Source organism: Streptomyces africanus (genome assembly GCF_030816955.1).
GTDB lineage: Bacteria > Actinomycetota > Actinomycetes > Streptomycetales > Streptomycetaceae > Streptomyces > Streptomyces africanus.
Genome location: NZ_JAUSYP010000001.1, coordinates 149614 through 174454, shown reverse-complemented (window position 1 = coordinate 174454; position 24841 = coordinate 149614). Strand labels below are relative to the sequence as shown.

Genomic DNA, 24841 nt, shown 5'->3' with positions numbered 1-24841 from the left:
ATCAGCCCTCCTCCGGCTCGTAGGGACGGAAGGCGGGATACGTCCAGGCGTTGACGCTCTGGTCGATGGGGACGTCGAAGAGGGCGGGGGAGTGGCCGGCCCCCACGTCCAGGGTCTCCCCGACGCGTTTGGCGAGCTCTTCCAGGCCGGTGATCCGCTCGGCGGACAGGCCCAGACCGCGGGCGACCACGGCGTAGTCGGACGGTCCGAAGTCCACGCCGATGGTCCGGTTGCCGTAGTGGACGATCTGTTCCTGGCGGATGTTGCCGTAACCGGAGTCATTGAGGACGACGACCGCGACCCGCCCGCCGACCCGCACCAGTGTCTCCAGCTCGGCCAGACTCATGCCGAGCGAACCGTCCCCGACCAGGGCCAGCACGGGGCGCCCGGGATCGGCCACGACGGCCGCGACGGCGGCGGGGACGGCGAAGCCCATGTTCCCGAAACCGACCGGCTTGATGTAGCTGCCCGGCTGCCGGATCTGCCACAGGTACGACCACACCCCCGGATTGCCCGCGTCCGGGATGAGCAGGGTGTCGTCGGGCGCGGCCGTGCGCAGCCGCCGCACGACCTCCGCGGGCGACAGGCCGTCGGCTCCCGTGGGCGCCTCCACAGCGGCCCGTTCCTGCCACCACAGATCCTCGGCCTGCTGCAGCTCGGCTGTCCAGGAGGAGCGGGCCGCGGACAGCTCGCCGGCCCGGTCGGCCAGCAGACCGTGCAGATCCTCCAGTGTGGCCCGGGCGTCCGCGACGACGCCGGTCGTCCGGCGGCCGTAGTAGCGGCCCAGCATGGCGGGGTCGACGTCGATCTGGATCACATGCGGCAACTCCATCCGCCACCGGCCGGTCGAGACGGCGTTGAGGCTGTTGCCGACCGCGAGCACCAGGTCGGCGTCGGCCATGACACGGCTGGACAGCCGTGTGCCCATCCGGCTCAGCGCGCCGAAGACCAGGGGGTGTGTGGTGGGGACGGTGCCGATGCCGTTGAACGTCGTGATCACCGGTATCCGCAGTGACTCGGCCAGGGCGAGGGCGGCCTCGCCCGCACCGGAACGGTTGCAGCCGTTGCCGAGCCACAGCACCGGGCGCTCGGCCTTGGCGAGCCGGGTGGCGACGTCGGCCAGCGCGTGGGCGTCGGCGCGTGGACGCTGGGTGACCCACCGGCACATCGGGTGCTCGCCCTCGGGTACGGCCGCGTCGGCGTCGGCCACGGGCCCCTCGATCGTGTCCCGGGCGAAGTCCAGGTGGGCCGGCCCCGGGTTGCCGGACATCGCGTTGAGATAGGCCTCCTCCACGGCCTGCCGCAGTGCGCCGGCGTGTGCCACGAGGCGGCTGTACTTGGTGAGGGAGCGGAAGAGCTCGACGTGGTCGGCGTTCTGCGCATCGTCCCGGTGGATGTTCTCGCCGGCGTTGTTGCAGGTCAGGACAAGGACCGGGCTGGAGTCCCGCGCCGCTCCGCCGATCCCGGTGAGAAGGTTGGTCGCACCGGGCCCGGTCGTCGCGAGGCAGACGCCGGGCGTCCCGGTCAGCCGGCCGTAGGCGTCCGCCATGACCGCTGCGGCGTTCTCATGGCGTGCGGTGACGAAGTCCATCACCGGCGACGACAGGATCGCGTCGGTGAGGGCCAGCGTCTGACCGCCGGGCACTCCGAAGACGGTCCGGATGCCCAACGACTCCAGCATCCTCACGACCAGCTGTCCGCCGGTGACTGACCGAGACATGCCCCATACCTTCGCTCTGCCCTTTTTGGAGTAGAAATGTATCTAGTTGTCTAGATATTTCCATTGAGCGAGCAAGAGAGACGGATGTCAAGAAGGCATCGGGGAGGGGGCAGCGCGCGCGAGCTGGAACAGGGCGTCGACGAACGCCGTGGCGGCACTCGGGTCCAGGCCCGGGTGCTGCCCTGCGACGAGGTCTTCCGTCTGCCCGAGGGCGACTCCGCGCCGGTGATCATGGCCAGCGCGGGCACCGGTCCCGCTCCCTTCCGCGGGGCCGCGCGGAGTTCGAGGCTGCCGAGGCCACCGGAGCCGTCAGCATGCGGCCCACCTACAGCTGCGCACCAAAGGACGGTGCCCGCTTGGTCCAGGACCGCATCGCCCAGGAGGGTGACGAGGTCTGGGCGGCGCTGGAAGCCGGCGTCGTCGGGTGACGCGATCGTCGAGCAGGCCGACGGCCTCGGTGCCACAGAGCAGCAGGTCACGCTCGTGGTACCAGTCCCGCAGGCGGTCACCGGCGGCCTGATCGGTGTGACCGCCGGTGAACGGTGGGAACCACTCGGCCGGGTCCAGGTCCAGGTCCACCCTGAAGACGCATCAGGTTATTTCGATGTTGGCCATCATGCCCATGTCCTCGTGTTCCGCGTTGTGGCAGTGGAAGAGGTAGCGGCCGCGGTAGCCGTCGAAGCGGGTGATGATCTCCGCTGATTCGCCCGGTCGCAGCGAGATGGTGTCCTTCAGTCCGGCATCGTGCGGCAGGGGCGCGCGCCCGCCGCGGGACAGCACCCGGAATCCGACCAGGTGGAGGTGGACGGGGTGGTGGACGTCGGCGACGAAGCGCCACACCTCTACGGCCCCGAGCCGGGTGCGGATGTCGGTGCGCGCGGGATCGAAGGCTCGCCCGCCGATGACCCAGCCGCGGCCATGCTGCATCTGTCCGGCGCGGAAGACGAAGTCCCGGACCGCGGTTGCCTCGGAGCGCCGCCAGGTGGGCAGGTCGTCGGCGAGTCGTGCGGGGATGTGGGTGGATTCCCGGGCGCGGCGCGCGATACGGAAGGCCATCACCTCGCGGGTGCGTCCGGTGCCGAGCCGGTTGATCAGGCGCACCCGGCTGCCGGCCGGCAGACCCGCGAAGTCGACGACCACGTCGTAGCGTTCCGCCGGTGCGATCGGCACGGTGGTGTGGGTGACGGGAGCGGCAAGCAGGCCCTGATCGGCGCCGATCTGCACCAGATCCAGTCGGCGTCCGTCGTCGGTGACGGCCTGGAGCTCGTAGTGGCGGGCGTTGGAGGCGTTGAGCAGCCGCAGCCGGTACCGGGATGTGACCACCTCGTGGATCGGCCACGGGGCGCCGTTGACCAGAATCACGTCGCCGAGCACGCCGGCCGCGTAGGGCGCCCTCACGCCGGGCCGCTCGCGCAGTGCGGGGTCGAGGGACGGGTAGGCCAGGGAGCCGTCGGAGGCGAACGACCGGTCAGCGATCATCAGCGGCAGTTCGCGTTCACCGCGGGGCAGATCGAGGGCGTCCTCGGTGTCGTCACGGATGATGTGCATCCCGGCCAGGCCGCGCCAGATCGCCGGGGCGGTGAAGTCCATGCGGTGGTCGTGGTACCAGAGCATCGCCGCGCGCTGGTCCATCGGGAAGGTGTACTCACGCGTGATCCGGCTGATGACCGCGCGGGGGTCGGGCATGGCGTGTGCGCCGTCGTCGTGCTGGTCGTGGTGCGCTGTGGGGGCGGGCCAGCTCTGGGGGAGGACGAGGTCGGTGGGGTAGCCGTCGGAGGCGGCGGGGGTGCGCCCGCCGTGCAGATGCACCACGGTCGGCACGGGCAACTCATTACGGTGCGCCACGGTGACGGGTCGTCCGCGGCGAGACTCGATCGTAGGCCCGGGGAAGGTGCCGTCGTACGTCCACAGCCCCGTTCGGATCCCGGGCAGGATCTCCGCGGACACCTGACGCTGGGTGATGTCGTACCGGTCGGAGCCCTTGGAGGTGCCGGACGGTTCGAGGACGGGCGGGATCGGCAGCGGCACGGTGTACGGCTCGGGCAGCGGCACGGCGCTGCGCAGCTGGTTTCCGGTGCTCGCCGGACGGTGGGCCATCGCCCCGGACAGCGCGAGTCCGCCCGCCGTGGCCAACACCAGTGCACCGCCGAGTCCGAACACGCGCCGACGGGGCCACTCCGTGCTGCTCCAGCCGTCGTCACGGATGAGTCCCGGTCGCTCAGACATGGGTCTCCTCCCGCCGCGGCCCACCCACATCTCCGGCCCGCCTTGCCACGGCGCGGTTCGGCAGCGGCCGCACCCAGACCGCGGCGGACAACACGGCCAACGCGGCGATGATCATCACACCCAGAGGGAGGTGCACCCACAGCAGACCGGACAACCCCGCCATGTACTGCCCCGTCTCGGTCGCCACGATCAGCACCGATACGGCTAGCGGCCACCAGCGGCGCATCCGCGCCCAGGCCGCGGCGCCGACGGCGGCTTGCAGCAGTCCGAGGGAGAACACGACGTCGGCGCCGCGGGCGTGCCAGTCAAGGCCGCCGATCTCCCCAGTGAGATAGACGCCTGCGAAGACCGGCTGCCCGAAGGCCGCAACGGTGTGCACGGTCACCGCCGCCCGGAACAGCAGACCCGTAAGGCCCGAGCGTCGCAAGCTTGTTGATGGTCTTTCATATGTGGTGGTCACGCCATCCACAGTCATGCGCGATACGGCATCACGTCAAAGATCAATATGGCTATCCTGTTATGCGATCGGTGCTATGAGAGGAGAGAGCGGCGATGGATCTGCATGCGCTCCAGCAGTTCCTCGTGGTCGCACGGCTGGAGCACCTCAGCCGGGCGGCCAGGGAACTGCGTGTCGCTCAGCCGTCGTTGAGCCGCACCATCGCACGGCTGGAGTCCGAACTCGGCGCGCCGCTGTTCGACCGGGCCGGTCGTCTGCGGCTCAATGAGTCGGGGCGGCTCTTCCGCGAGCACGTCGAGCGCTCCCTCGGGGAGCTGGAAGCGGGACGCCGGGCTGTCGCCGAGGCGGCCCGCGGCGGCGTCGGCGGCGTACGGCTGGCCTCGGAGACGTTCTTGACGATCACCGGCCCCCTGGCCGCCTACAAAGACGCCCACCCCGATATCGACGTCGAACTCCACCAGATGCCCGCCGCGGACATGCACCGCGCCCTGCACGCCCGCGAGGTCGACCTGTGCGTCGCCTCCCAGCCGATCCCGGGCGACGGACTGGACAGCGTCCACCTGCACGACGAGCCGGTCTGGCTGGCCGCGCCGCCCGACCACCGGCTCGCCTCCCGCTCCTTGGTCAGTGTCGAGGAACTGCGCGAGGAGCCGTTTGTGATCTCACGGCCCGGCCACTGGCAGCGCCGCCTGCTCGACCGGCTCTTCGCCGACCGGAATCTGACCCCGCGGATCGTCTGCGAGGGCGACGAGCCGGCCGCCCTCGCGGGCCTGGTCAGCGCCGGCATAGGCCTCACCCTCATCCCAGCCATGGCCCGTGGTGCCGAAATCAGCGCACCAGGCGCCTGGATCGGCATCGACGACCCCGCCTGCCGCCGCACCCTCACCCTGCACCGGGCCGCCGACAGCCGTCTCTCGACCGCTACTCGGCTGATGCGCACCACCCTGGTCACCTGGCCCTGGAACACCACAGGCGGCCGGCAGCACCGATGACCCACCGGCCGACCCCGTCGTCCAAGCCTAGTGAGCCGGGGCCGACCGATACGATTCGGGCGCGGTCGACGCCGAGGGCCGCTGGCGGCTTGAGTTCCGCGCGTACGCGATCCGCGGCGACAAAGGCCTCACCGTCGTGGACGCCGGGATCGCTCCGGCGGACAGCCCGGCCGCCTCGTGGGCGCCGGTGCAGGGTGTGCTCCCCGAGTCGCTCGCCGCCGCGGGCATCGGCCCGGCCGAAGTCGACACCGTGGTGCTCACACATCTGCACACCGACCACGTCGGGTGGGCGGTCGTCACCGAGGCGGCCGTCCCATCAGCGGGCAGCGCGGTGGACGGCAACGCTCCGACTGGCGGCGCGACCAGCGACCGCCGCCCCTATTTCCCGAACGCCGAACACCTACTCCCGGTTATGGGCGCTCTTCTGTCCTGACGGTGAACGGTCCGGTGGCGGGGGCTACACACGGGGTGACTTCCGTTGTCTCGCCCGCCGCCAGACCCGCCTCGCACAGCTGGCCGCCATTCTCGCGCAGGTCGAGGTAGAAGCGCGTGGTCTCGCCGTCCTGCTTGAGGCCGTGAATGCGTTCGTCGATGTAACCGAGGCTGTTCAGGGTCTTCCGGACCTTGGCGGGGGTGGGCTCCACGACCTTTTGCAGCGCCTCGATGATGCGCTGTTCGTGGTGGACGCTCGTGCACGAATCGTGCCGGTCCAACTCGGCCGCAGGCCCTGTGGGAGGGCCGGGCTCGATCGGGTCAGTTGGGGGCGTTTCCCCAGGGGCGAGACTCCGCACCGGTTCCGGACTGGTCGACTTTCCGGGCGGTGCCGGCGGGACCCCGTCGGACGGGGGACACGCCTGCGCGTACATATCCAGCATCGCCGCGAACGCCTCCTGCTCGGGGGATGGCTGTGTGGGTCTCGCCTTAGAGGCGACGCTGGTGACCGGCTCATCCTGTGGGCCACTGCCCTTCACCTCACTTCCGCAGCCGGTGAGTGCCAGACAGGCGAGAGCGGCAGCCGCGAGGCCGCGACGGTGATGGGCGAATGCGCTGATGGAGGCACGGATGTGGGTCATATGCAGAGTCTCGGGTCACCACCGCTCGCCCTGCTTGAGTACGCGTACTTACCCACATGGGTACTCGACTCCAGCAGCCGACGGCTGTTCCGTGCTGCGACGACTGCGACGTCAATCGATCACCTAGCCTGTGGTGTCCTGGACAGCGGCCCGGGCTTGGGTGATGGCGAGGCGGTAGGAGCCGGTGCCGGTTTGGGCTGGTCGTGGGCTCCGCCTGCCGGAGGTCGAGGCCGACGACCACGTAGGCGATGAGTTCGATCGTTTCCGTCGGCACGGTTTCCTGCTGTGGTCGCAGTAGGCGAGTGAAGAGGGGACTGCCTGGGTCAGGCGGGTGGGGCCGGGCCGGGCCACGTGGCTCGACTTGCTGAGCTCACCTGTTGGATCTCTGTGGGCGAAGGGGAAGATCAAGCACGGAAACCCCGCTCGCGCTCAACGTCGGAGACCTGCCTGCGGTGCCAGGCGAGTTCGGCCTGGGCCGCGCGGGCGTAGTGGTTCATGACCGTTTCCCCGAGTGCGTCGTACACGACCTTGCTGCCGATGAAGCTGTCCATGGCTTCCGTGAGGTCGGCTGGCACGGGGGCGGCGTCGCTTGCCGTGTAGGCGTCACCGCCACAGGGCGCCGGAAGCTCGGGGTGGTCCTGGATACCGTGGATGATCGCGGCGCAGGCGGCAGTGAGGGCGAGGTAGAGATTGGCGTCGGCGCCCGGCAGGCGGACTTCGAGGTGGGCGCTCTCGCCGACACCGGTGACGCGAATGGCGCAGGTGCGGTTGTCGAAGCCCCAGGTATAGCTGGTCGGGGCGAAGGTGTGCGGAGCGTACCGCTTGTAGGCGTTGGGGGTGGGGGCATACAGCGGAGCCAGGTGTGGCATGCCGGACACCAGGCCGGCAATGGCCCGTTCCAACACCGGAGGCAGGTCCCCGCTCCCGTGGTAGGCGAACTCGTTGCCGCTGGCGGACCACAGCGACAGGTGCAAGTGCAGGCCGCTGCCAATGCCGGTCGCGGGCGCCGCCATGAACGTCGGAGTCATACCGCCCCGCTGAGCGAGGTCCGGCACGATGAGCCGGAAGGCGGTGTAGGCGTCGCACGCCGACATCGCCTCGCCATAGGCGAAGGTCACTTCGACCTGGCCTGCCGCACCCTCGGTCTTGATCGCCTCGACGGGAACGCCCGCTTCCCGCAGGGCATCGTGGAGGCGCTGGAAGAAGTCAGCGACTTCCGGGGGATGGCTGAGGGCGTAGTCGAGGTCGCCAGACCAGGCCGGGCGCAGACCACGGTATGCCGACCTGTGCGCCTCCTGGCCAGTGCCCTGGTACAGCACGAATTCAACCTCCGTGCCCAGCGCCACCTGACAGCCGAGATCGGCCAGGCGCTCCAGCTGAGTGCGCAGCATGTGGCGGGGAGCGACCTCGACGGGTCGGCCGTCGTGGTGGAAGACGTCCCCCATGATGAGGGCCGTGCCGGGCTGGTGGGGCAGGAGGCGGATGCTGCTCGGATCCGCCTTCACACCGAGGTCGCCATAACCCTGCTCCCAGCCGGTGAGGGCGAAGCCATCGAGCGGGGTCATGTCGACGTCTGTGGCCAGGACGTAGGCGCACATCCCCGCTTCGGAGTTCATCCGGTCCACGAAGACGGGAGCGGTGAGGATCTTGCCCTTGGGCCGGCCCTGCATGTCCGGCACGGCGAGTCTCACCGCTGTGATCTCCCCACTCCGGACGGATTCCTTGAACGCCCCCAGCGTGACGGCTCCAGTGGGCCAGGGCCTGAGTGCCGTGGGTTGCTCGTCGCGCTGTTCGTGGTGGCTGTTGTGCATCAGACGTCCTCCTTCAGTCCGCCCTGCTGGGCGGTGCTGGCGTGGGTGGTGAGCTGGTAGTCGGGCTCATTCCGCCGGCGAGGTTGCAGATGACGGAGAAGCTGATCGCGAAGTTGCCGAACACGCCCGTCTTTCGGGCGAGTTCGGCCTTGACGCCGAGCAGGGCCACGATGGCGTCATCGTGGGCCAAAGGAGGGGCCCCTGTTCTGCGAGACACAGAGTTCTCTGAAGATACGGGGGACGAAAAGAGGACGGAAGGAGGCACTCTCAGCCAAGGGGGTGACCGGCTGCTCATCGGTAGCGCGCCCCCTGCCGGCAGGCAGCGTCACGAAGTCGCCGGAACCGTCCTCGAACACCGGGTTCGCGCCTGCCTCACCGCAGATGACCAGCGCGAGTGGTGCGCGGCGCGGGCGGTGGTCCAAAACTTGAGAGCGCCGCCCTGCCCGTTGCCGTGCTGGCTGATAATCCGCGACGAACGCGTAGAGGGGCAGAACAAGCAGCGAGGAGCCGTCCGCCGCATGTGACGTGTCGACGATCACGTAATTCCGCAGGTGGTGGCCGTAGCGGCAGTCGGGCCCCGCTGGTGACGCGGGGTACGACGGGTCAGTCCTGCCAGTCCAGCTGCGGCTCGGGGATCCCGATGGAGCGCGCGTAATCCTGCGCCTGCCGACGGCCTTCCGCTTGCTTGCGCGGATAGCGGAAGACCTTGCCGGCGAAGACCACGAACGCCTCCGCGGTTGTGTTGTAGTTGACATACCAGCCGCCGGTCGGGGCCAGGCAGCCAGCCAGCTGCTCGGCCAGACGCACGGCGTCGGCCTCCTCGGCAGCGAAGTCCACGAGAGTCCACTGCTGCGGCTGCTCGGCAGTCGTATTGTTCACCTCCACTCTCGCAATCTTGGTGACGTGCAGCGGGACTCCGGCCAACTCGGTTCCGACCCGCAGACTTTCCGTGATCAGCACGCCTTCAAGCACCCGATCCTCCTTGATCTCGACCCGGTGAGAGTAGCGAGGACCTGTGACAGCAGTGACCGTCGCGCTAGCCGTTCGAGCATGCCCGGCTTGTCGGTGGGGCCCTTCGGCTCTTTGTTGGGCCGGTAGCTGGGGCCGTTCATGATGACTTGGTGTCTGGCGTTGAGCAGGCGATCCAGGAGCGACTCGGCGACAACCGGGTCGGGCAAGAGCGGATACCAGTCGCTGGGTGCCGTGTTGCTGGTGATGACCAAGGACCGGCCCTGCCGCTCGGAGACGAGTTCGTAGAGGCCATCGGCCTGGGACGCGGACAGCTGGCGCATGGCGAAGTCGTCGAGGATGAGCAGGTCGGGGCTGATGAATTCGCGCATGCGCTTGTCCCAGGTGCGGTCCGCGTGGCTGCCGGCGAGTTCTGCGCATCCGCTGGGAGACGCGACGGCATCCATGAAGCCTTCCTCGGCCTCGCCACCTGCCTGATCACCCACCGCCAGGGTCCAACGCCTTTGTTTGACCTTTTAGACGTTGTTTCACTTGGTGAGTCGGCGAGAGTTGATGAGGCTGGTGGGGGTTGGTGATGGGGGCGAGGATTGACCGCCGCCGGCGCTCGTCGCTTTCGACCGCAGCTGCCATGCCCGGGATACACTGCTCCGCTCGGCCCTGACTGGAGGTCACCTGAGTGTTCCCCGCACGGATACTTGCCGGTGCTCCGGTGGTTTTGGTGATTTTCGCCCTGTCCGGTTGTTCTTCCCACTGGGGCTGCACCGACACGACTGCGGAGCGCGGTGAGGCGGGTGTCAGGGTGCAGGTCGAGGACACGTCTGGGCGGCCTTTCGGCGTCACCGCCGAGGTCGTTGACTGGCGCCTTGAGCCTCACCCGCAGGCGCCCTCCGAAGGTGACCAGGTCCACTTCCGCTACCGCTTCGACGGTGCCGACGAGATATCCGGCCCTGCAGTGGACGCCTGCGCGGTCGATAGGGAGCGCGTGGCGTTGGGGTGTCAGACGGTCTATTCATCCCAGGCGTTCGGGCCGGACGGTGCCCTCACGGGCGACGACTGGCTCGCCGTCGAGCACCCTGAGCAGGTTGCCGGAGTGCTTTTGATCCCCAATGACCAGTCCTACGACGGACGAACCTGCGAGCAGGACATCAAGGACGGTGGCGGGCCGCATCCTCCGGAACCAGCCAGCAGGGGGGACCAACTGTAAGCCGTCATTGCGTTGGTGAGCCGGCGGTGGCATATGAGGGCCGTGCCGATGGCGGTGAAGGCGAGGAAGTGTTCCGGCTTGCGCTCGTAGCGGCGGTGGAGGCGTCGGCAGCCGGACAGCCAGGACATGGTCCGTTCCACATCCAGCGGTGCCGCCCAGTCGTTGGGATGACTCGATGCCTTTGCGGGCGAGGCGCTGCCGGATGCCGCGGGAGGACAGCCAGCGCCGCAGGTGCTGGTAGCCGTAACCCTTGTCGTGGCGTGCTGACACCCGCCGACAGGGGTCCCGACGGCCGGGTGAAGAGGCGGCACGCGAGCGAGGATGGTCCCACCAGAACTGGGTTTCAGACGGTTGGTACACCCGAACCTTACTCCGTCGTGCTCCTCGCCGCCGGAGCACACTGCGTGCGCGTCCAGCTCACCGACTGCCGCGGCTCACGGCTGCCGGAATCAGCCCCTGCTCAGGCGCAGCAGCAGCAGTAGCAGTAACACATCAGCGCGCCGTAACGGCCGACCTCGAAGGAGTACTCCATGCCCGCCGGGATGTACATCCAGTCCCCGGCCGTGAGCTCATGGCCGTTGTAGACGATCGACCCGCCCGCGATGAAACGGACGCCGGCGCCGTCGTTGTGCGCGTGCGGGGACGCCTGGGCACCCGGCTCGCCAACCGTGATGAACAGCTGGGATTCACAGGCCATGTACACCGGAAGCTGCCACTTGCGGAAGCCCGGCGGGACATTGTCGACCTCGAGAATTTTGAGCGCCTTCTCGACCCCCGGGTCCCTCGACGTGACGATGCGGCTCTCGACGTCGAATCCGCTCTCACGGACCGCGTTCTTGATGCGCTCCACCCCCTGCTCGAACGTCAGCCTGTTGGGATCGAAGGTCTGCTGCGCCATGGAACTCTCCTCGTGTGCGACCGTCCCGTCCGTAGGGTCAGAAGAGTGGATTCCCCGTCTTCTCCGAGACCTACGGCAGCTGGGGACGTTTCACCGTGAAAGCGGCATTGAAGTAACCGTGTGGCGCAAGCCCGGCCCTCGCCGAGACGCCCGAGAACCGCTGCCCGTAGCCCTCTGACCCTGCTGACATCTGCGGTACCAGTGGGAGTCGGGGGCTGTTTTACTGGTGAAGCGGCGGTGTTCTGGTCTTGCACTCTTCATGTGACCGCTTGCCGGTCGAGGGCGAGCTCTAGCTGTGCAACCAGCTGCCGCAAGGTGAAGTGGCCACGAGTTGGTACAGCCCGAGAGCGGCAGCTCCGAGGACAGGATCGCACCGAAGAGGCCGACAACACCCCTGACGACGGCAGCCCGCTGGACCCTACGAGCCCTGACCCTGCGGCCTCCTGGTCCGAGATTCAGTGCAATCAAGCCCGTTTGTACTTCCGCCACCCGCGCACGGACGGCTCGTAACGGCTGTCCAGCCGCTTGTAGACCACGCCCTCCATGCCGACCGCCGCCTGCGGCCCAGCCGGGGCGCAGTTCGGACTCGGGCAGGGGCGAGGTCAGCATCGGTTCCGGCAGCGTCCACGTCACGCGCCATGCCTTTCACCCGGGCCATCGGCCGCCCGGGTGACCGCCGTGGCCGGACCGGTCTCGGTCAGGCCAGTGGCAGCATGCCGAAGACCTCGTCACCCGGCTTGAACGGGGTGGTTCCGGCGCCGACGACCTCGACGACTCCACAGATGTCGTCCGGGCACCACGTGCCGCCCGATCCCGTTGTCGCCGCCGTGAGGAGTCCGTCTGCCTTCGTTTTCGGTCGGTCTCACAGTGCGCCCTTCAGCGCCCGTGCCTGACTGTGCCAGAACTCCCGCGAGACCTCGGCCTTGGGAAACACGAGGTCGAAGCCGTGGAAAGCGCCGGGGACGACGTCGAGGTCGCGGGGGACGCCGCTGTCACTGAGCCGGCGCGCGTACTCGACGTCTTCGTCGTGGAAGAGATCGAGGGTGCCGACGCCGATCCAGGCCGGGGGAAGACCGGTGAGATCCTCGCGGCGGGCGGCGGCCGCGTACGGGGAGACGTCGGGGCCCGCGACCGCGTCGCCGAGGTAGGACGACCAGCCGTACCGGTTGCTCTTGGGCGTCCAGACGCGCACCTTGAGGGTGTCCAGGTCGGTTCTCGTCGTCGTGCGGTCGTCCAGCATGGGGTAGAGGAGCAGTTGAAACGCCGGACGGATCTCGGCCCGGTCATGGGCGAGCAGCGCTAGGGCGGCGGCGATTCCGCCGCCTGCGCTGGCACCGCCGATCGCGATGCGATCGATGTCGATGTGCAGGTCGCTCGCGCGCTCGGCCAGTCCTCGCAGCGCGGAGTAGGCGTCCTCGACCGCGGCGGGCGCGGGATGGTCCGGCCCCAGTCGATAACGAACCGCGGCGACGGTGATGCCGAGCTCGCGGGCGAAGGCGATGTTCGTACGGTCGTCCTGCTCGGGTGCGCCGAAGATCAGCCCGCCTCCGTGAATCCAGAGCAGCGCCGGAGCCGCTGTCTTCAGGCCGGTCGGCTGGAAGACGCGAAGCGAGACGGGCGGTGCGTCCTTCGGCCCAGGAACGACTATCTCCTGAACCGTGACGTCCGGCCCTGGATCGGTCGAGCGCCACTTCACGCTCCGCACGATGCGCGACGACAGACGCCCGTAGGAAACATTGGGGATGAAGCGACCTCGTTTGAGATCGGGGTGGAAGGTACTCATCGGGTCCTCGTTCTTTCCCCTCATCGAGGGGTGTAAGGAATCGTCTGGCCACCCGGCGGGCGGTCGGCGTCGAGAGTGGGGAGTGGGGACGGTTGTGAAGCCGGTGCGACCGACGGATGGAAGGCCGGCGCGCAACTGCGTGAGACTCTCGCGGACCGGAGCGGACCTGCGCGCCACCGCAGGCCATGTTCGCGTCCGTTCCCCCCCGTCCCGACCCGGCAGGCTCGCGACTGTTCCGACTGCCGCACCCGGACCGCTCGCTCAGATCTTGGTCTTCTCCCGGACCCAGGCGCCGATCCGTGCGATGGCGGCGTCGGTCTCCGGAATGCGGCCGGCGCCGTAGACGTACGAGTGCTGGCCGCCGGGGACCACGACGGTCGTCGTGTCGATTCCGGCGTCCTTGACGCGGGCGGCGAACTCCTCGTCCTCGCCGGCCAGGACCTCGTACGTTCCCCAGGAGACGAGGGTCGGGGGCAGGCCGCTCAGGTCCGCCCGGTTCAGATTGATCCGGACGTCTGTGAACTCGATGCCCGTGCCGCCGATCCAGGACTCCCGGAAGAACTCCAGCAGTTCCTTGCTGAGTATCTTGTCCGTCCCGGCGTTGGCCGCGATGGTCTCGTTGGCGATCTCGAGGTCGCACCAGGGGGAGATCGACACGATGGCGCCGGGCAGCGGCTGCTTCTTGTCACGGAGGCGAAGCGCCAGGGCGACGGCGATGAACCCGCCGATCGAGTGGCCGATCGTGATGATGTTTCCCGGCGCATACCCTTCGGACAGCAGCCAGTTGAAGGCCGCCTCCGCGTCGTCGACCTGGGCCGGGTACTTGTGTTCCGGCGCTCGCCGGAAGTCCAGCACCAGTACGGGCGCCCCTGCGGCCTTGGCGATATGGCCGGCGAGCTTTCGGTCGACGAACGCCGACGACAGAACGGAGCCCCCGGCGTGACCGTGCAGGAGGACGTAGTCGGTGTTGGCGTCGACGGGTTCGCACCAGATGCCCAGCACACCACCCGCGTCCACCTCCCGGTAGATGACGCCTTCCGGCTCCCGGGCCGCGAGATGGACTTGCTCCGCCTGGATGCGCGCGGCATCCAGCTCGGACGGGGGATTCGCCCCCGTGGCCAGCCATTCCGCGAATCGGATCGCCTCCGGGCTCAGTTCAACAGCAGCGTGCTCAGACATGTGGTACCTCCATGGGGCTATTTGGCATACCGGCCTGCCAGGGCCGGTGTCGCTGGGGTTTGTCAGGCGGTGAGGGTGGGGTAGTCGGTGTGGCCGATCTCGTCTGCCAGGGCGGTGGCGACCTCGACGGCGAAGCGGATGCGGTTGTCGGGGGAGCCGCCGACCTTGTTCGACCGGACCGCTTCTGATCAGTACGCGGATGGCGTCTCACTTGTGCTGCTCGGCATCCAGCAGGGCGAGGGCGTTGCGGATGCCCTGTTCGAGGAGTTGGTCGGCGAGCTGCCGGTCGGTCAGGGCACGAGAGAGTTGCAGCGTCCCGGCCAGCATGCCGAGCAGGCCAAGTGCTTTCAGACGCGCCGACGACGGATCGTGGGGCGCCAGGCGGGCGGCGAAGTCGTCGACGAGGACCAGCGCGCCGTCGGTGTACGCCTGCCTGGTGGGATCCGTGGAGCGTGCGATCTCGTCGAGCAGGGCGGCGTTGGGGCAGCCGTCCTCGATGCTGTCGCGCTGCTCGGGGGAGAAGTACCAGCGCACGATCTGCTCGAGTCCGGCACGGCCGGGCGCCGCCTGGGTGACGATGTTCGCGTGCTGTGCGCGCATCTGATCGGCGACCGCGGTGGCGACGAGTTCGTCCTTGGACTCGAAGTAGGCGTACAAGGTGCCGTTGGTCAGGCCCGCGTCCTTCATAAGCGTGGCGACTCCGGAGCCGTCGATGCCATCGCGCTTGAGCCGGCGGCCGGCCGTCGCAATGATCCGCTGCCGTGTCTCCTGCTTGTGTTCTTTCGTGTACCGCACGATGTGTTCCTCCATGGGAGCCGGGGCTTGCGCCGCGGCTGCCACCCTGGCCAGGTCAGCGGGCCGCGCCTGCAAGAAGAGCGGGGAAGCTGATCCTGGCGGTCTGCAGTTTGGGGTCGTGGGGCGCGGGGACCCCGCCGTCGGTTTCGGACGGGTTCGGGCACGCGAAAGGTGAGCGTCAGTTCGGCATCCGGTTGAACCTGCGGACGATGCGGTCGAAGATCCGGGCCGGAAGGACGCGGTGGAACAAGCTGATGCTTGCGGCCGTCGAGCCGGCGGTGCGCCGCAGTTTCGGGTTCCGGTCGGTGGCCGCCGCGACGATCACCTTGGCCACGACGGAGGGATCGTCGCCGCCGGCTGTGTTTTTCGCCAGCACCTCGTCGAAGGTGCGCCGTCCCGACGTGTAGAGCGGCAATGGGGTGTCGCCCTGCACGCTGTGGTCCCCGAACGGGGTGTTGATCGGCCCGGGCTCGACGAGCAGGATCCGGACGCCGTGCTCGCGGACTTCGTGGTCCAGCGACCCGGAGTAGCCCTCGACCGCGTGCTTGGTCGAGGTGTAGATGGCCATGAACGGGCTGGGGACGAACCCGCTGAGGGAGGAGACGTTGATGACGCGTCCGCGCCGTTGCGTGCGCATGTGCGGCAGAACCGCCTTGGTCATCCGCATGATGCCGTAGACGTTGACGTCGAAGACCTCCTGCGTCCGGGCGACGGAGAACTCCTCGGCGGCGCCGTTGGCGCCGACGCCGGCATTGTTGACCAGGACGTCGATGCGCCCGAACCGGTCGATCACCTGCTTGACCACGGAGGCGACCGATTCGTCGCTGGTGACGTCGAGGTCGAGGTAGGTCACCCCGGTGGGCGCGGTGACTCGCGCGGTGTTGCGAGCGGTTCCGATCACCTCGAAGCCCGCCGTGGCGAAGGCGCGGGCCGTCTCCTTGCCGATTCCGGATGAGGCACCTGTCACTAGTGCCACCGGCCGAGTTGCCGCCATCGCGAGCTCCCTTGGATTTGAAGTACGTCCGTATGTCTTACGTTCGTATGTCTTATGTTCGTACGAACATACGGAGGTCGCCGGTCGATGGCAAGTGGTCGTCCGGCGATTCGAGAAAGATCCGGGAAACATGGGGTGCAGTACGGGAAAGGCCACGAGCGGACGACGAGCCGGCGCAGACGGAGATCGGGCACGGGGGAGCTCGGCATCGGCTCCTGCAGTGGCCACGACATGGCGTGCGGCACGGTGCAGGGTCAGGCGGCGCTCTTCTTCCGGCGGCGTCCGGCGCGGGCGAGGGCATCGATGAGTTCCTCGCGGGGCATCTTCGACCGGCCGGGGAGGTCCTGCTCGGTGGTGGCCCGCTCGTACAGCTCCGCCTTGCTCAGCTGCCGCAGCTCGCTCTTGCCCGTGCCGCGCCGGCTGCCGGATGCGGACGGTGCGCGGGCCGTCTTCGGCGGCGCCTTCTGGGCGACGGTCTTCTTCGCGCCCTTCCCGGCGGGCTTCCGGGCCGTCTTGCGGGCGTGGCCTGTCTTCGTCTGCCGTGGCTCGCCGCCGGTGCGGCCGCCGCGGGCGGCGTCGATGCTGCCCTGCAGCACCTGTATCAGGTCGACCACGTTGGTCGCCTGAGGCGGCTCTTCGGCCACGGCGATCTCCTGGCCCTCGGCCTTCGCCGTCACCAGCTCCCGCACCTTCTCCTGATAGGTGTCGTGGTGGCGGGACGGCTCCCACGGCCCGCTGAGGGAGTCGATCAGCTGGAGCGCCATATCCAGCTCCTTGCCCTTGCCCGCACGTCCCGAGGGCAGCTCGGGCAGCTCCTGGCCCGGATCGCGCACCTCGTCAGCCCGAGGGTCTGGAGCACCAGGACGTTGTCCTCGGCGCGCAACGCGGTCAGATATTGCTTGCCGCGCATCACGAACGTGGCGATGCCGGCCATGTTCGCCCGGGCCGGCGCCGCCCGCAGCAGCTCGTGGACCTTGGTGTACTCCTGGCCGCACGGGCGAGGTCGTAGGTGCGGTCGAAGTGGACCGGCTCGATCTCCTCCAGGCCGACGAAGTCGGAGACCTCGATGGTCTGGGAGCGGCCCGGCGCGATCTGGTCCAGCTCGTCCGGATCCACGATCACGTACTTACCCTCGCCCACCTCGAATCCCTTGACGATGTCCTCGCCGGCGACTTCCTTGCCGGCGCGCTCGTTCACCCGCCGGTTACGGATCCGGTCGGAGGTGCCGCGCTGGAGCTGGTGGAAGTGGACCGTGTGGCCGCAGGCGATGGTGGCGCCGCCCATCACCCCCAGCTGGAGGCAAGCAGCAGCACCGTAAGCGAGCCCCGCCCCGCACCCGGAGTGCCCTTCGACGTCGCGGCGTCAGCGGACATCACGGTGCCGTGGTCAGGGCGGTGCGCAGGTGCCAGCGGCGGTATCCGCACGGCCGCACACCCTCGATCTCACCGGTGATGCGGCTCCGGATGCGCTGCGGGTCGTCGGCAGTAACGGCGTCGATGTGGGCCTGCTCATCCGTCCACTCCGCATAGTTGAAGACCCGGGTGCCATCGGTGCTGGTGTGAAAGTGCGCGGCGATCGAACCAGGCATCGGCGGCACGTCCTTGATCATCGTGAACACCTCGTCGATGAAGTGCCGCTGCCGCTCCGGTCCATCCACATCGAACACCGGGGTGACCACACACCCGACCTCAGCCTGCCCGGCCACGCCCACATGGGAGCGGTGCACGCGGTAGCGGACCGGCGCGGACGGCTCAGTGCCCACGATCCCCGGCACGTACGGCGCCGGTGAGGCCAGAGCCGCATCGAGGGATGCATCGTCGACCCACTGCTCGTACGCCATCAACGCCTGCCCGTCGGTACTTGCGAATAACGACCAGCTCAACAGCCCACCCGGCCAAGGCTCCTGCTCCCGGCCGGCAGCCGCTGCCTCGGCCAGGGCCTGCTGGCGCGCGGCGCCGCCTGCGTGCCGCAGGGTGATCACCACCGTGTGCGCATCGGCGCGGGTGATCTCGGGCGGAGTTTCGGTACGGAGCATCACGACAGCTCTCCCCACACGTCGAACGGGCGGGCAGGGCTGAGCCCGGCCCACACTCAGAAAGTGAGACTGAGTCCGAGCCTGTCATGGGTGCCGAAATGACTCCAGTGCCATTCAGGCCCGGGTCCCGCATCGGTAATCTGGCCTCGTGGCCACCGACGCCCCCGCCCCCGACGACGACAGCGCCTTGCCGTTGCGTGAACGCAAGAAGCAGCGCACCCGCCGCGCTCTCGCCGACTCCGCGCTGACCTTGTTCAGCGAGCGTGGCTTCGACCGCGTCACCCTCGAAGAACTGACCGCCCACGCCGAGATCGGCCGCAGCACCTTCTTCCGCTATTACGGCACCAAGGAAGACGTCGCCATGGCCGCCGAGGGCGAACTCTGGGACGCCTACCCCGCCCACTTCGAAGCGCACACCGCCCCCGGGCCGGCACTTGACGCGCTGCGCACCTCGCTGACCGCGGCCCTCTTGTCCATGCCCGACGAATGGGACCAACGCTTCCTGCGCACCCGCCGCCTCGCCGCTGGCACCCCTGTCCTGCACGACCACAGCCTGGTGTCCTCCATGAAGGTCCAGCAGCGCCTGGTGGAGATCCTCGAAGAACGCCTCGGCACCGACAGCCGTGAGGACGTACGGCTGCGTCTCCTCGGCGAGTTCGCCCTCAGTGCTTGGCGCTGCGGCGCCCGCAACTGGGTCGCCGGCCGCGGCCCTGACGGCTATGACAAGCGCCGCGGCCACGGCGGCAGGAAGACCCTGGCCCGCCGCGTTGAACAAGCCTTCGACGCCATCCCGGCGAGCCTTGCCCTGGATCTGCACTCCGCCCCAGCGCCGCAGTAACGGTGACCCATCAGGTAGTCATCCGCGCTGGTCAAGGCCCCGGGCCAGCTCACGGTTCGCGCTGCGGGCCGCTTCCAGTCTGCGGCGGCGCCCGGGGTCAGGAGTCGTCACTTGAGGAGTCGGCGCCATGGTCGAAGCCGCGCAGGATGGGCGTGAGTTCCTGGGCGCATCCGCATAGCGTGCGTGCAGCACCCCGCCGGACGGGCCGCGACCGTCACCCAGCTTCTGGAGCACCCATCCCGAAGGCCGGCACTCCTCGAGCCCTCGTGGACGACCGACTGCTGCGGCGGTTTCAGGTGCTCGGTGACGACTTGGTCGTAGTCGACGCCGTCGACGGGACGCACGTGCTCCGGCGCGCGCCCCCACACCCGGTACTCCGCGGCTTCCCCACCGCCGTCCAACTGGTGGAGGGGCAGTATTACGAGGATGCGCTGTTCGGGACTGGGATCCCTGATTGGCCGCTGCGGGAGGTGCACCTTGTCCGCGTTGATGATGATGACGAAGTCACCAGCGTCGACGTGGGGCGCACCAGCGACACCCCTGGCGGCTACTGAGCCCCGTCGATCACTGCACGCGCGGTCGGTACAGCCGCTTCGGGCTCGTCCGGCACGGGCCCCTCCTCTGCCGTAGTCCGAGCGGTCGCAGTCCCGGAAGGCTCGCTTCCCCTCGCGCCCGGATTCGCCGTGGCCTCCTGTCCCCGCTCGATCATGCCCAGCGCCACCCCGACGATGATGATCATGCCGCCCGTCACCTGGGCGAGCCGGATCGACTCCCCGTTGATCACGACGGCGCCGATGACGCCGAAGACCGGTACCAGGTTGAGGATGTTGACCGCGACGCTCGACGCCATCCTGCGCAGGCCGTAGTTGTAGAGCAGGAAGCCGCCGACCGAGCATGCCACGGCCAGGTAGACCAGCAGTGATGAGGCGGTCGCGCCCGGCATCCGCCAGTCGTCGGCCTCCAGCAGGGACGCGAGCAGGAAGCCGGCCGCGCCCGCCAGGGTCTGGTAGTAAGTGACGCTCGCGGCGTCCTGGCCGGCGCTCGCGCGCTTGCCGAGCACGTTGTAGCCGGCCCAGGCCAGCCCGCCGAGCAGCAGCAGGATGTCCCCCAGCCAGCGCGAACTGCCGCCGACCTCGGCCCCGTTGCGCACGACGAGGAAGGCGCCGACGGTGGCCAGCAACACGCCCGTCACACGCGGCAGCGGCATCCGGGTGCGCAAGACGACCAGTTCCACCAGCATCGTCATCAGCGGGTACGTGGCCACGATCAGCGACGCGTCGGACGCCGTGGACAGGTCGACGCCGACGTTCTCGAGGATGAAGTACACGGTGATGCCGAGGAACCCGCTCAGGTAGAGCTGCCGCCGCTGCCGGGGGTCCGGACGGGCCGGGCGGTGCCTGCTCAGCCGTACCATCACGCCCAGAAGTAACGCCGCGAGGGTGAACCTGATGGCGCCGATACTGAGCGGGCCGACATCCTCCAGCACCTGCTTGGTCACCGCGTACGAACTGCTCCAGAACAGCGCGGCCGCCATGACCGCACACACCGCCCACACCGTGGGTCCTCGTTCGCGCATAGCAAGTCGCCCCTCTCTGCCGCCCATCGCGCGGTGACCGAACAAACATCGGTCAACTAGGCTGGAGGTTAACTAGATCATCGAAGGTGATGCGAAGAGTCCGAATTACCTTCGGAATCCGGCGGAGTGAGGCAAGCGTGGACGAACTAGATTCGGCGTTGGTGCGGATGCTCCAGGAGGACGGTCGGCGCACCAACCGGGACATGGCCCATGAACTCGGCATCGCCCCGTCCACGTGTCTGGAGCGAATCCGGTCGCTGCGCAGGAGCGGCATCCTGACGGGATTTCATGCGGAGGCAGACCTCGCGGCGATCGGCCGCGGGTTGCAGGCGGTGATCGCCGTACGCGTCCGCCCGCCGACACGTGCTGTGATCGAGGCCTTCCAGAGCTTCTTGGAGGGGATGCCCGAGGTCATCTCGATCTTCGTCCTCACCGGGAACGACGACTTCCTCGTGCACGTCGCCGTCCGGGACACCGACCATCTGCACGCAGTGGTCCTGGAGAAGCTGGCGAAGCGCCCGGAACTCGCCGACGTACGGACGTCGGTGGTTTATGGGCACATGCGCAAGAAGGTCATCGGTCCGGCGTGACACCGGCGCGGCCCCCGCTCGCGGCGGGCCACCGCCCGCGGTGCGGTCGACGGAGACCAGAGCCCGGAACCCGCCCCACTTAGGTTCTGCGGCCCAGCCGGGCCGCAGATCGGGATCGGGCACGGGGGAGCTGAGCATCGGCTCCGGCAGCGTCCATGACAAGCACAAAGGCCGGGCCGCGCAGGAAGGCCGGCAGGGGCACCACCGGCGCGAACCACATCAGGGCCACCGAGGCCGCTACGGACGCGCTGTTGAACAGATCCAGCAAATCGGGCCCTTACGGCGCGGGCGTCGGGAAGGGGCGTTCTCGGCCGGCTGGGCCGCTCGGTCGGCTCCTGCCGCGAGCCCGCGTATGTCCCTACCCGTTGCCATGCGCTCTCTCCGTCTACGTCGGCCTGTCGACGGACGAGCGTACGGGGCACGGAACACAGCTTCTGACCCGAGCCTCCCGGCAGCGGGGGAGGGAGGTGCCCAGGGGCACCGGGGCAAGCCCTCGTTGTCGGTGGCGGCTGCGAGGCTGAGGGGCATGGACAGCGACGATGAGCAGCTGCCGCGCGGCCGGATCTACGGCACCGACCCCGACCACCCGGGCCCGAAGCCGGGACGGCGCTACGCCGAACTCGTCGGCGGCCGGCTGGACGCATTGCTGCTCTTCTCTGAACTACCCAGTTGAGGCAGTAGTTTGGTCCGATGACCGATGCTGTGCCGCCCGGCGGGGCTGTCCTTGATGCGGACGAACTGGATGCTCGGTGGGCGAATGCCTGGCGGCCGGAACAGGTTGCGGAGCGGTTGGCTGGTGTCAGTGCGCCCTGGTGCGTCGCGGCAGGGTGGGCGCTGGATCTGTTCCGCGGAGGCCAGACGCGGCCCCACGGTGATCTGGAGATCGCGGTGCCCGCGGCGGGGTTCACGGAGGTTCGGGACCGCTTCCCCCAGTACGTGTTTGACGCGGTGGGCTCGGGACGGGTCTGGGTGAGGGCAGGAGCTGAGGTGCTCGCGGCCACGCACCAGACCTGGCTGCGGGATCCGGTGAGCGGTCAGTTCCTGTTCGATGTCTTCCGCGAGCCGCATGAGGGTGGGACGTGGATCTGTCGGCGGGACGAGAGCCTGCGGTTGCCGTACGACGCGATTATCGAGTGGACTGCAGACGGCATCCCGTATCTGGTGCCGGAGCTGGTGCTGCTTTTCAAAGCGAAGGCGTCACGACCCAAGGATCAGGCGGACTTCGACGGGGTTCTGCCGTTGCTGAGCCAGGCGCGGCGCGATGTTCTCAGCGGGTGGCTAACGCGCGTACATCCCGGACATCCATGGCTGGCGAAATTGGCGAGGCAGTGAAGCAGGCTCTGCATGGGGAACGCCACGGACGAGCTGTGTGCACTGAGTGCTGGGCGGTGGCGGTCGTGATGATTCCCTTCAGGGCCCACCGATCGATGTGATGGCGTCTTTGCGAGCCGGGCCGCGTACTTTCGCGTCGCTGTGCGAGCGACGACCTGGTCGCATTCACCACCCGGCCCCCGGCTGCGGGCGCCCGGATGCCTCTGCGAGACACGGAGACGGCTCTGCTGCGCGAATGGCTCCAGCGCCTGGCAGGCTCAACCGGCCGCGCGTTCCGCAGGCGGTGGGCGCAGTCGGTTACGCCAGCCGCGCGGTGGGCGTTCAGTCGCCTTCAGCGATGAAGTCGGCTAGAGCGGTAGCGACGGCGTCAGGCTGTTCGTCCGGGATGAAGTGTCCTGCGTCCGGCACAACAATCCCGGTGGTGTTGTCGGCCCACGGCTTGAGGGAAGCTGCCATGTCTGGGATGGAGCCGTGGCTGCTGGCAATCCCGAGAACCGGCACCCTCAGGTGTTGTCGTTCAAGGGCCTTGTGGTTCTTTCGCGCCGATTCAGCGGCGTCTCGATAGTAGGCCAGGCAGGCGCGGAGTCCGCCGTCAGCGGCGATGGCCGCGGCGTACTGCTCGATCTCGGCGTCGTCGAAGGTGTCGGGGGAGAAGGTCTTGACCTTCAGGAACCAGCCGACGTACTCGCGTTCGCGGCCTGAGAGCAGTGTCTCGGGCAGGTCGGGCACGAGATGGAAGGCGAAGTGCCAAGTCTTCCACGCCACCTCGGGGTCGGTCGGGATGGCGTCGGGGAGTGTGATGCCCGGGATTCCGGCGTCGAGCAGCGCGACGCCACGCAGCCGGCTCTCGTACTTCAAGGCGAGGGAGAAAGCGACCCACGCTCCGATGTCGTGGGCGACCAGCCAATATGTCGAAACTCCGAGCGCTTTCACCGTGGCGTGGACGTACGCGGCGACCGTGTGCGTGTCATAGCTGGCGTCCGGGCGTTCGGAGTGCCCCTGCCCTGGCAGGTCGATCGCGATGACGTGGAATCGATCGGCCAGGCGGGGCATCACCTGTCGCCATGCCCACCAGGTCTGCGGGAATCCAGCGAGCAGTACGACGGCTGGGCCGTTCGGCTGACCGCCCTCAACCGCATGAAGTCGGATGCCGCCCGCGTCGACCCAGCAGTGGGTGAAGCCGGCCAGGTCGCGCAGTGGCAGGTCGCGGACAGGGTTGTCGGAGACCCTGGCGGTGATTGCAGGGTGAGTCATGGTTTTCCTCCATCGGTGTTGGGGGTGCTGGTTCGGTGTGTCGGCCGAGGCGAAACCCGCGACAGGATCTTCACGCTAACCATCTTGGATCGATCGGTCAAAGATGATGCGACCGATCGATCCAAGATGCGAGTAGGCTCACAGCAGAGACGTGACAGGGACGTGAAGGAGGAGGTGCACGCCGTGTCCGGCCGAAAGCAGTTCGATATCAGTGCGGCGCTGGACCAGGCCATGCGGGTGTTCTGGCAGCGCGGGTACGCGGACGCCTCACTCGATGCCCTCGGTTCGGCCACCGGCCTCGGCCGCGGCTCCCTCTACGGCGCCTTCGGCAACAAGGACGCGCTCTTCGGCAAGTGCCTCGACCGCTACTCGTCGATCTACGGCGCACAGTACGAGCAGGCGCTCGCGGCGCATCCCGGTGATCCGGTGCGCGCGGTCGAGGCGTTCTTCGACGTCATCCTGGGCCGTATCGCCGACCCGTCGGTCCCCGTGGGGTGCCTCATCGCCCAGTCCGCCGCGCAGTCACTGACGCTGAAGGAGGAGAACAGCGCGCAGGTGCGTGGCCTGCTCGACACACAGCGCCAACGGGTACGTGCGGCACTGGCGGACTCCTCGGCCGACAGCCGAACACTCGGCGAGCTCGCCACGTTTGTCGTCGCTGTCAACCAGTCGCTGGCCGTACTGAGCCGGGCCGGCGCCTCGGATGCCGAGCTGCGCTCCGTGGCCCGGCTCGCCTGCACGACGGTGGCGGACACCCTCTCCCGGGCGGCATTCGAGGATGTCACCCAAAGCTGACGGGCGCCGACTCCGCCAGGACGCTGCCTAACTCCATGCAGCCTTGACAAGGTTGATTCCACAGAATGCAGACGTGGCTGATCCTCTCCCTGGAGGGGTGCGGCAGCAGATCGCGGACGCAGAGCGGCGCGAGGAGGAACTCCAGCGCGGCATCGAGGGTCCGCCGCCGGGCAGGGCGCGCAGCGTGAGTTCGCTGGGGCCGGACTGGCCGGGTCGGTGAAGGCGTCGGCGACGCACTCGCCGAGGACGGTGACGCTCCTGGGGAACCCGGGTCGGGCCATGATCGCTGTCTGCCTCTCTCAAGAAGGGTGTGGGCTGCC

At 68.6% G+C, this 24841-nt stretch carries 26 protein-coding genes and 3 pseudogenes; 10 read left to right on the top strand and 19 right to left on the bottom strand.

Annotated features, from left to right (window positions below; all coding sequences use genetic code 11):
- Position 1: 1 nt before the first annotated feature.
- From QF034_RS01080 to QF034_RS01065, 3 genes are all read right to left on the bottom strand, one after another.
- Positions 2-1720 carry a thiamine pyrophosphate-binding protein gene (locus tag QF034_RS01080; protein ID WP_307173089.1) on the bottom strand — a complete coding sequence of 573 codons (1719 nt, stop codon included), beginning with the start codon at positions 1718-1720 and terminating at the stop codon, positions 2-4.
- 591 nt (positions 1721-2311) lie between these two features.
- Complete coding sequence (locus tag QF034_RS01070; protein WP_307173087.1) at positions 2312-3946, bottom strand: multicopper oxidase family protein; 1635 nt, start codon at positions 3944-3946, stop codon at positions 2312-2314.
- On the bottom strand, positions 3939-4406 hold the full coding sequence (locus QF034_RS01065) for a hypothetical protein (RefSeq protein ID WP_307173086.1): 468 nt from the start codon (positions 4404-4406) through the stop codon (positions 3939-3941). The genes QF034_RS01070 and QF034_RS01065 overlap by 8 nt, the downstream gene beginning before the upstream one ends.
- Positions 4407-4498: 92 nt before the next feature.
- On the opposite strand from QF034_RS01065, the gene QF034_RS01060 reads away from it, so the two are divergent.
- A complete protein-coding gene (locus tag QF034_RS01060) occupies positions 4499-5395 on the top strand; it encodes a LysR family transcriptional regulator (RefSeq protein ID WP_307173085.1) in 897 nt (298 codons plus the stop codon).
- Positions 5396-5429: 34 nt separating this feature from the next.
- A pseudogene (locus QF034_RS01055) lies at positions 5430-5801 on the top strand (MBL fold metallo-hydrolase); the annotation flags it as partial.
- Between the two features lie 4 nt (positions 5802-5805).
- Here QF034_RS01055 and QF034_RS01050 read toward each other — a convergent pair.
- The 5 genes and pseudogenes from QF034_RS01050 to QF034_RS01030 all read right to left on the bottom strand — a co-directional run.
- Positions 5806-6468 carry a hypothetical protein gene (locus tag QF034_RS01050; RefSeq protein WP_307173084.1) on the bottom strand — a complete coding sequence of 221 codons (663 nt, stop codon included), beginning with the start codon at positions 6466-6468 and terminating at the stop codon, positions 5806-5808.
- Positions 6469-6872: 404 nt separating this feature from the next.
- Positions 6873-8138, bottom strand: a complete 1266-nt coding sequence (locus QF034_RS01045; protein ID WP_307179767.1) for a glutamine synthetase family protein — start codon at positions 8136-8138, stop codon at positions 6873-6875.
- A 154-nt stretch (positions 8139-8292) separates the two neighbouring features.
- A complete protein-coding gene (locus tag QF034_RS01040; protein ID WP_307173083.1) occupies positions 8293-8469 on the bottom strand; it encodes a hypothetical protein in 177 nt (58 codons plus the stop codon).
- A gap of 413 nt (positions 8470-8882) precedes the next feature.
- Positions 8883-9251 carry a hypothetical protein gene (locus QF034_RS01035; RefSeq protein ID WP_307173082.1) on the bottom strand — a complete coding sequence of 123 codons (369 nt, stop codon included), beginning with the start codon at positions 9249-9251 and terminating at the stop codon, positions 8883-8885.
- A gap of 83 nt (positions 9252-9334) precedes the next feature.
- Positions 9335-9664: pseudogene (locus QF034_RS01030) on the bottom strand (ATP-binding protein); the annotation flags it as partial.
- 260 nt (positions 9665-9924) lie between these two features.
- On the opposite strand from QF034_RS01030, the gene QF034_RS01025 reads away from it, so the two are divergent.
- Complete coding sequence (locus tag QF034_RS01025; protein ID WP_307173080.1) at positions 9925-10452, top strand: hypothetical protein; 528 nt, start codon at positions 9925-9927, stop codon at positions 10450-10452.
- Between the two features lie 11 nt (positions 10453-10463).
- Here the strand turns inward: QF034_RS01025 and QF034_RS01020 are convergent.
- The 9 genes and pseudogenes from QF034_RS01020 to QF034_RS00980 all read right to left on the bottom strand — a co-directional run.
- Positions 10464-10710, bottom strand: a pseudogene (locus QF034_RS01020) (transposase); the annotation flags it as partial.
- A 202-nt stretch (positions 10711-10912) separates the two neighbouring features.
- The gene (locus QF034_RS01015; protein WP_307173079.1) at positions 10913-11350 is read right to left on the bottom strand and encodes a cupin domain-containing protein; all 438 of its coding nucleotides are present in this window, start codon (positions 11348-11350) and stop codon (positions 10913-10915) included.
- An 862-nt stretch (positions 11351-12212) separates the two neighbouring features.
- The gene (locus QF034_RS01010) at positions 12213-13133 is read right to left on the bottom strand and encodes an alpha/beta hydrolase (protein WP_307173078.1); all 921 of its coding nucleotides are present in this window, start codon (positions 13131-13133) and stop codon (positions 12213-12215) included.
- 261 nt (positions 13134-13394) lie between these two features.
- A complete protein-coding gene (locus tag QF034_RS01005) occupies positions 13395-14312 on the bottom strand; it encodes an alpha/beta hydrolase (RefSeq protein WP_307173077.1) in 918 nt (305 codons plus the stop codon).
- A 207-nt stretch (positions 14313-14519) separates the two neighbouring features.
- Positions 14520-15110, bottom strand: coding sequence for a TetR/AcrR family transcriptional regulator (locus tag QF034_RS01000; protein WP_307179766.1), 591 nt, complete (start codon positions 15108-15110; stop codon positions 14520-14522).
- A gap of 175 nt (positions 15111-15285) precedes the next feature.
- A complete protein-coding gene (locus QF034_RS00995) occupies positions 15286-16101 on the bottom strand; it encodes an oxidoreductase (RefSeq protein WP_307173076.1) in 816 nt (271 codons plus the stop codon).
- 254 nt (positions 16102-16355) lie between these two features.
- Complete coding sequence (locus QF034_RS00990; RefSeq protein WP_307173075.1) at positions 16356-16934, bottom strand: Ku family protein; 579 nt, start codon at positions 16932-16934, stop codon at positions 16356-16358.
- Between the two features lie 76 nt (positions 16935-17010).
- Positions 17011-17385 (bottom strand): Ku protein, encoded by a 375-nt coding sequence (locus QF034_RS00985; RefSeq protein ID WP_307173074.1) that lies wholly within the window; start codon positions 17383-17385, stop codon positions 17011-17013.
- An 88-nt stretch (positions 17386-17473) separates the two neighbouring features.
- Positions 17474-18136 (bottom strand): antibiotic biosynthesis monooxygenase, encoded by a 663-nt coding sequence (locus QF034_RS00980; protein ID WP_307179765.1) that lies wholly within the window; start codon positions 18134-18136, stop codon positions 17474-17476.
- A 148-nt stretch (positions 18137-18284) separates the two neighbouring features.
- On the opposite strand from QF034_RS00980, the gene QF034_RS00975 reads away from it, so the two are divergent.
- Complete coding sequence (locus QF034_RS00975) at positions 18285-18974, top strand: TetR/AcrR family transcriptional regulator (protein WP_307173073.1); 690 nt, start codon at positions 18285-18287, stop codon at positions 18972-18974.
- A 266-nt stretch (positions 18975-19240) separates the two neighbouring features.
- Positions 19241-19528, top strand: a complete 288-nt coding sequence (locus tag QF034_RS41390; RefSeq protein WP_370880754.1) for a hypothetical protein — start codon at positions 19241-19243, stop codon at positions 19526-19528.
- Here the strand turns inward: QF034_RS41390 and QF034_RS00965 are convergent.
- Positions 19522-20550 (bottom strand): DMT family transporter, encoded by a 1029-nt coding sequence (locus tag QF034_RS00965; protein WP_307173072.1) that lies wholly within the window; start codon positions 20548-20550, stop codon positions 19522-19524. The two genes, QF034_RS41390 and QF034_RS00965, sit on opposite strands and share 7 nt — an antisense overlap.
- 137 nt (positions 20551-20687) lie before the next feature.
- Here QF034_RS00965 and QF034_RS00960 point away from each other — a divergent pair, with 137 nt between their 5' ends.
- The 3 genes from QF034_RS00960 to QF034_RS00950 all read left to right on the top strand — a co-directional run bounded on the left by QF034_RS00960 (position 20688) and on the right by QF034_RS00950 (position 22472).
- On the top strand, positions 20688-21140 hold the full coding sequence (locus tag QF034_RS00960; protein WP_307173071.1) for an Lrp/AsnC family transcriptional regulator: 453 nt from the start codon (positions 20688-20690) through the stop codon (positions 21138-21140).
- Positions 21141-21666: 526 nt separating this feature from the next.
- Positions 21667-21813 (top strand): hypothetical protein, encoded by a 147-nt coding sequence (locus tag QF034_RS00955; protein ID WP_307180112.1) that lies wholly within the window; start codon positions 21667-21669, stop codon positions 21811-21813.
- Between the two features lie 17 nt (positions 21814-21830).
- Positions 21831-22472 (top strand): nucleotidyltransferase domain-containing protein, encoded by a 642-nt coding sequence (locus QF034_RS00950; protein WP_307173070.1) that lies wholly within the window; start codon positions 21831-21833, stop codon positions 22470-22472.
- A gap of 321 nt (positions 22473-22793) precedes the next feature.
- Here QF034_RS00950 and QF034_RS00945 read toward each other — a convergent pair whose 3' ends face one another.
- Positions 22794-23726 (bottom strand): alpha/beta fold hydrolase, encoded by a 933-nt coding sequence (locus QF034_RS00945; RefSeq protein ID WP_307173069.1) that lies wholly within the window; start codon positions 23724-23726, stop codon positions 22794-22796.
- A 183-nt stretch (positions 23727-23909) separates the two neighbouring features.
- Here QF034_RS00945 and QF034_RS00940 point away from each other — a divergent pair, with 183 nt between their 5' ends.
- Together QF034_RS00940 and QF034_RS00935 are read left to right on the top strand one after the other, a co-directional pair.
- The gene (locus tag QF034_RS00940) at positions 23910-24521 is read left to right on the top strand and encodes a TetR/AcrR family transcriptional regulator (protein WP_307173068.1); all 612 of its coding nucleotides are present in this window, start codon (positions 23910-23912) and stop codon (positions 24519-24521) included.
- 73 nt (positions 24522-24594) lie between these two features.
- On the top strand, positions 24595-24741 hold the full coding sequence (locus QF034_RS00935; protein WP_307173067.1) for a hypothetical protein: 147 nt from the start codon (positions 24595-24597) through the stop codon (positions 24739-24741).
- Positions 24742-24841: the final 100 nt, after the last annotated feature.

What these genes read in the sequence shown, in the direction of transcription:
- QF034_RS01080 (WP_307173089.1), bottom strand. Translation starts at nt 1,720, where the DNA reads ATGTCTCGGTCAGTCACCGGCGGACAGCTGGTCGTGAGGATGCTGGAG.
- QF034_RS01070 (WP_307173087.1), bottom strand. Translation starts at nt 3,946, where the DNA reads ATGTCTGAGCGACCGGGACTCATCCGTGACGACGGCTGGAGCAGCACG.
- QF034_RS01060 (WP_307173085.1), top strand. Translation starts at nt 4,499, where the DNA reads ATGGATCTGCATGCGCTCCAGCAGTTCCTCGTGGTCGCACGGCTGGAG.
- QF034_RS01050 (WP_307173084.1), bottom strand. Translation starts at nt 6,468, where the DNA reads ATGACCCACATCCGTGCCTCCATCAGCGCATTCGCCCATCACCGTCGC.
- QF034_RS01045 (WP_307179767.1), bottom strand. Translation starts at nt 8,138, where the DNA reads ATGCAGGGCCGGCCCAAGGGCAAGATCCTCACCGCTCCCGTCTTCGTG.
- QF034_RS01015 (WP_307173079.1), bottom strand. Translation starts at nt 11,350, where the DNA reads ATGGCGCAGCAGACCTTCGATCCCAACAGGCTGACGTTCGAGCAGGGG.
- QF034_RS01010 (WP_307173078.1), bottom strand. Translation starts at nt 13,133, where the DNA reads ATGAGTACCTTCCACCCCGATCTCAAACGAGGTCGCTTCATCCCCAAT.
- QF034_RS01005 (WP_307173077.1), bottom strand. Translation starts at nt 14,312, where the DNA reads ATGTCTGAGCACGCTGCTGTTGAACTGAGCCCGGAGGCGATCCGATTC.
- QF034_RS00995 (WP_307173076.1), bottom strand. Translation starts at nt 16,101, where the DNA reads ATGGCGGCAACTCGGCCGGTGGCACTAGTGACAGGTGCCTCATCCGGA.
- QF034_RS00985 (WP_307173074.1), bottom strand. Translation starts at nt 17,385, where the DNA reads ATGGGCGGCGCCACCATCGCCTGCGGCCACACGGTCCACTTCCACCAG.
- QF034_RS00980 (WP_307179765.1), bottom strand. Translation starts at nt 18,136, where the DNA reads ATGCTCCGTACCGAAACTCCGCCCGAGATCACCCGCGCCGATGCGCAC.
- QF034_RS00965 (WP_307173072.1), bottom strand. Translation starts at nt 20,550, where the DNA reads ATGCGCGAACGAGGACCCACGGTGTGGGCGGTGTGTGCGGTCATGGCG.
- QF034_RS00955 (WP_307180112.1), top strand. Translation starts at nt 21,667, where the DNA reads ATGGACAGCGACGATGAGCAGCTGCCGCGCGGCCGGATCTACGGCACC.
- QF034_RS00950 (WP_307173070.1), top strand. Translation starts at nt 21,831, where the DNA reads ATGACCGATGCTGTGCCGCCCGGCGGGGCTGTCCTTGATGCGGACGAA.
- QF034_RS00945 (WP_307173069.1), bottom strand. Translation starts at nt 23,726, where the DNA reads ATGACTCACCCTGCAATCACCGCCAGGGTCTCCGACAACCCTGTCCGC.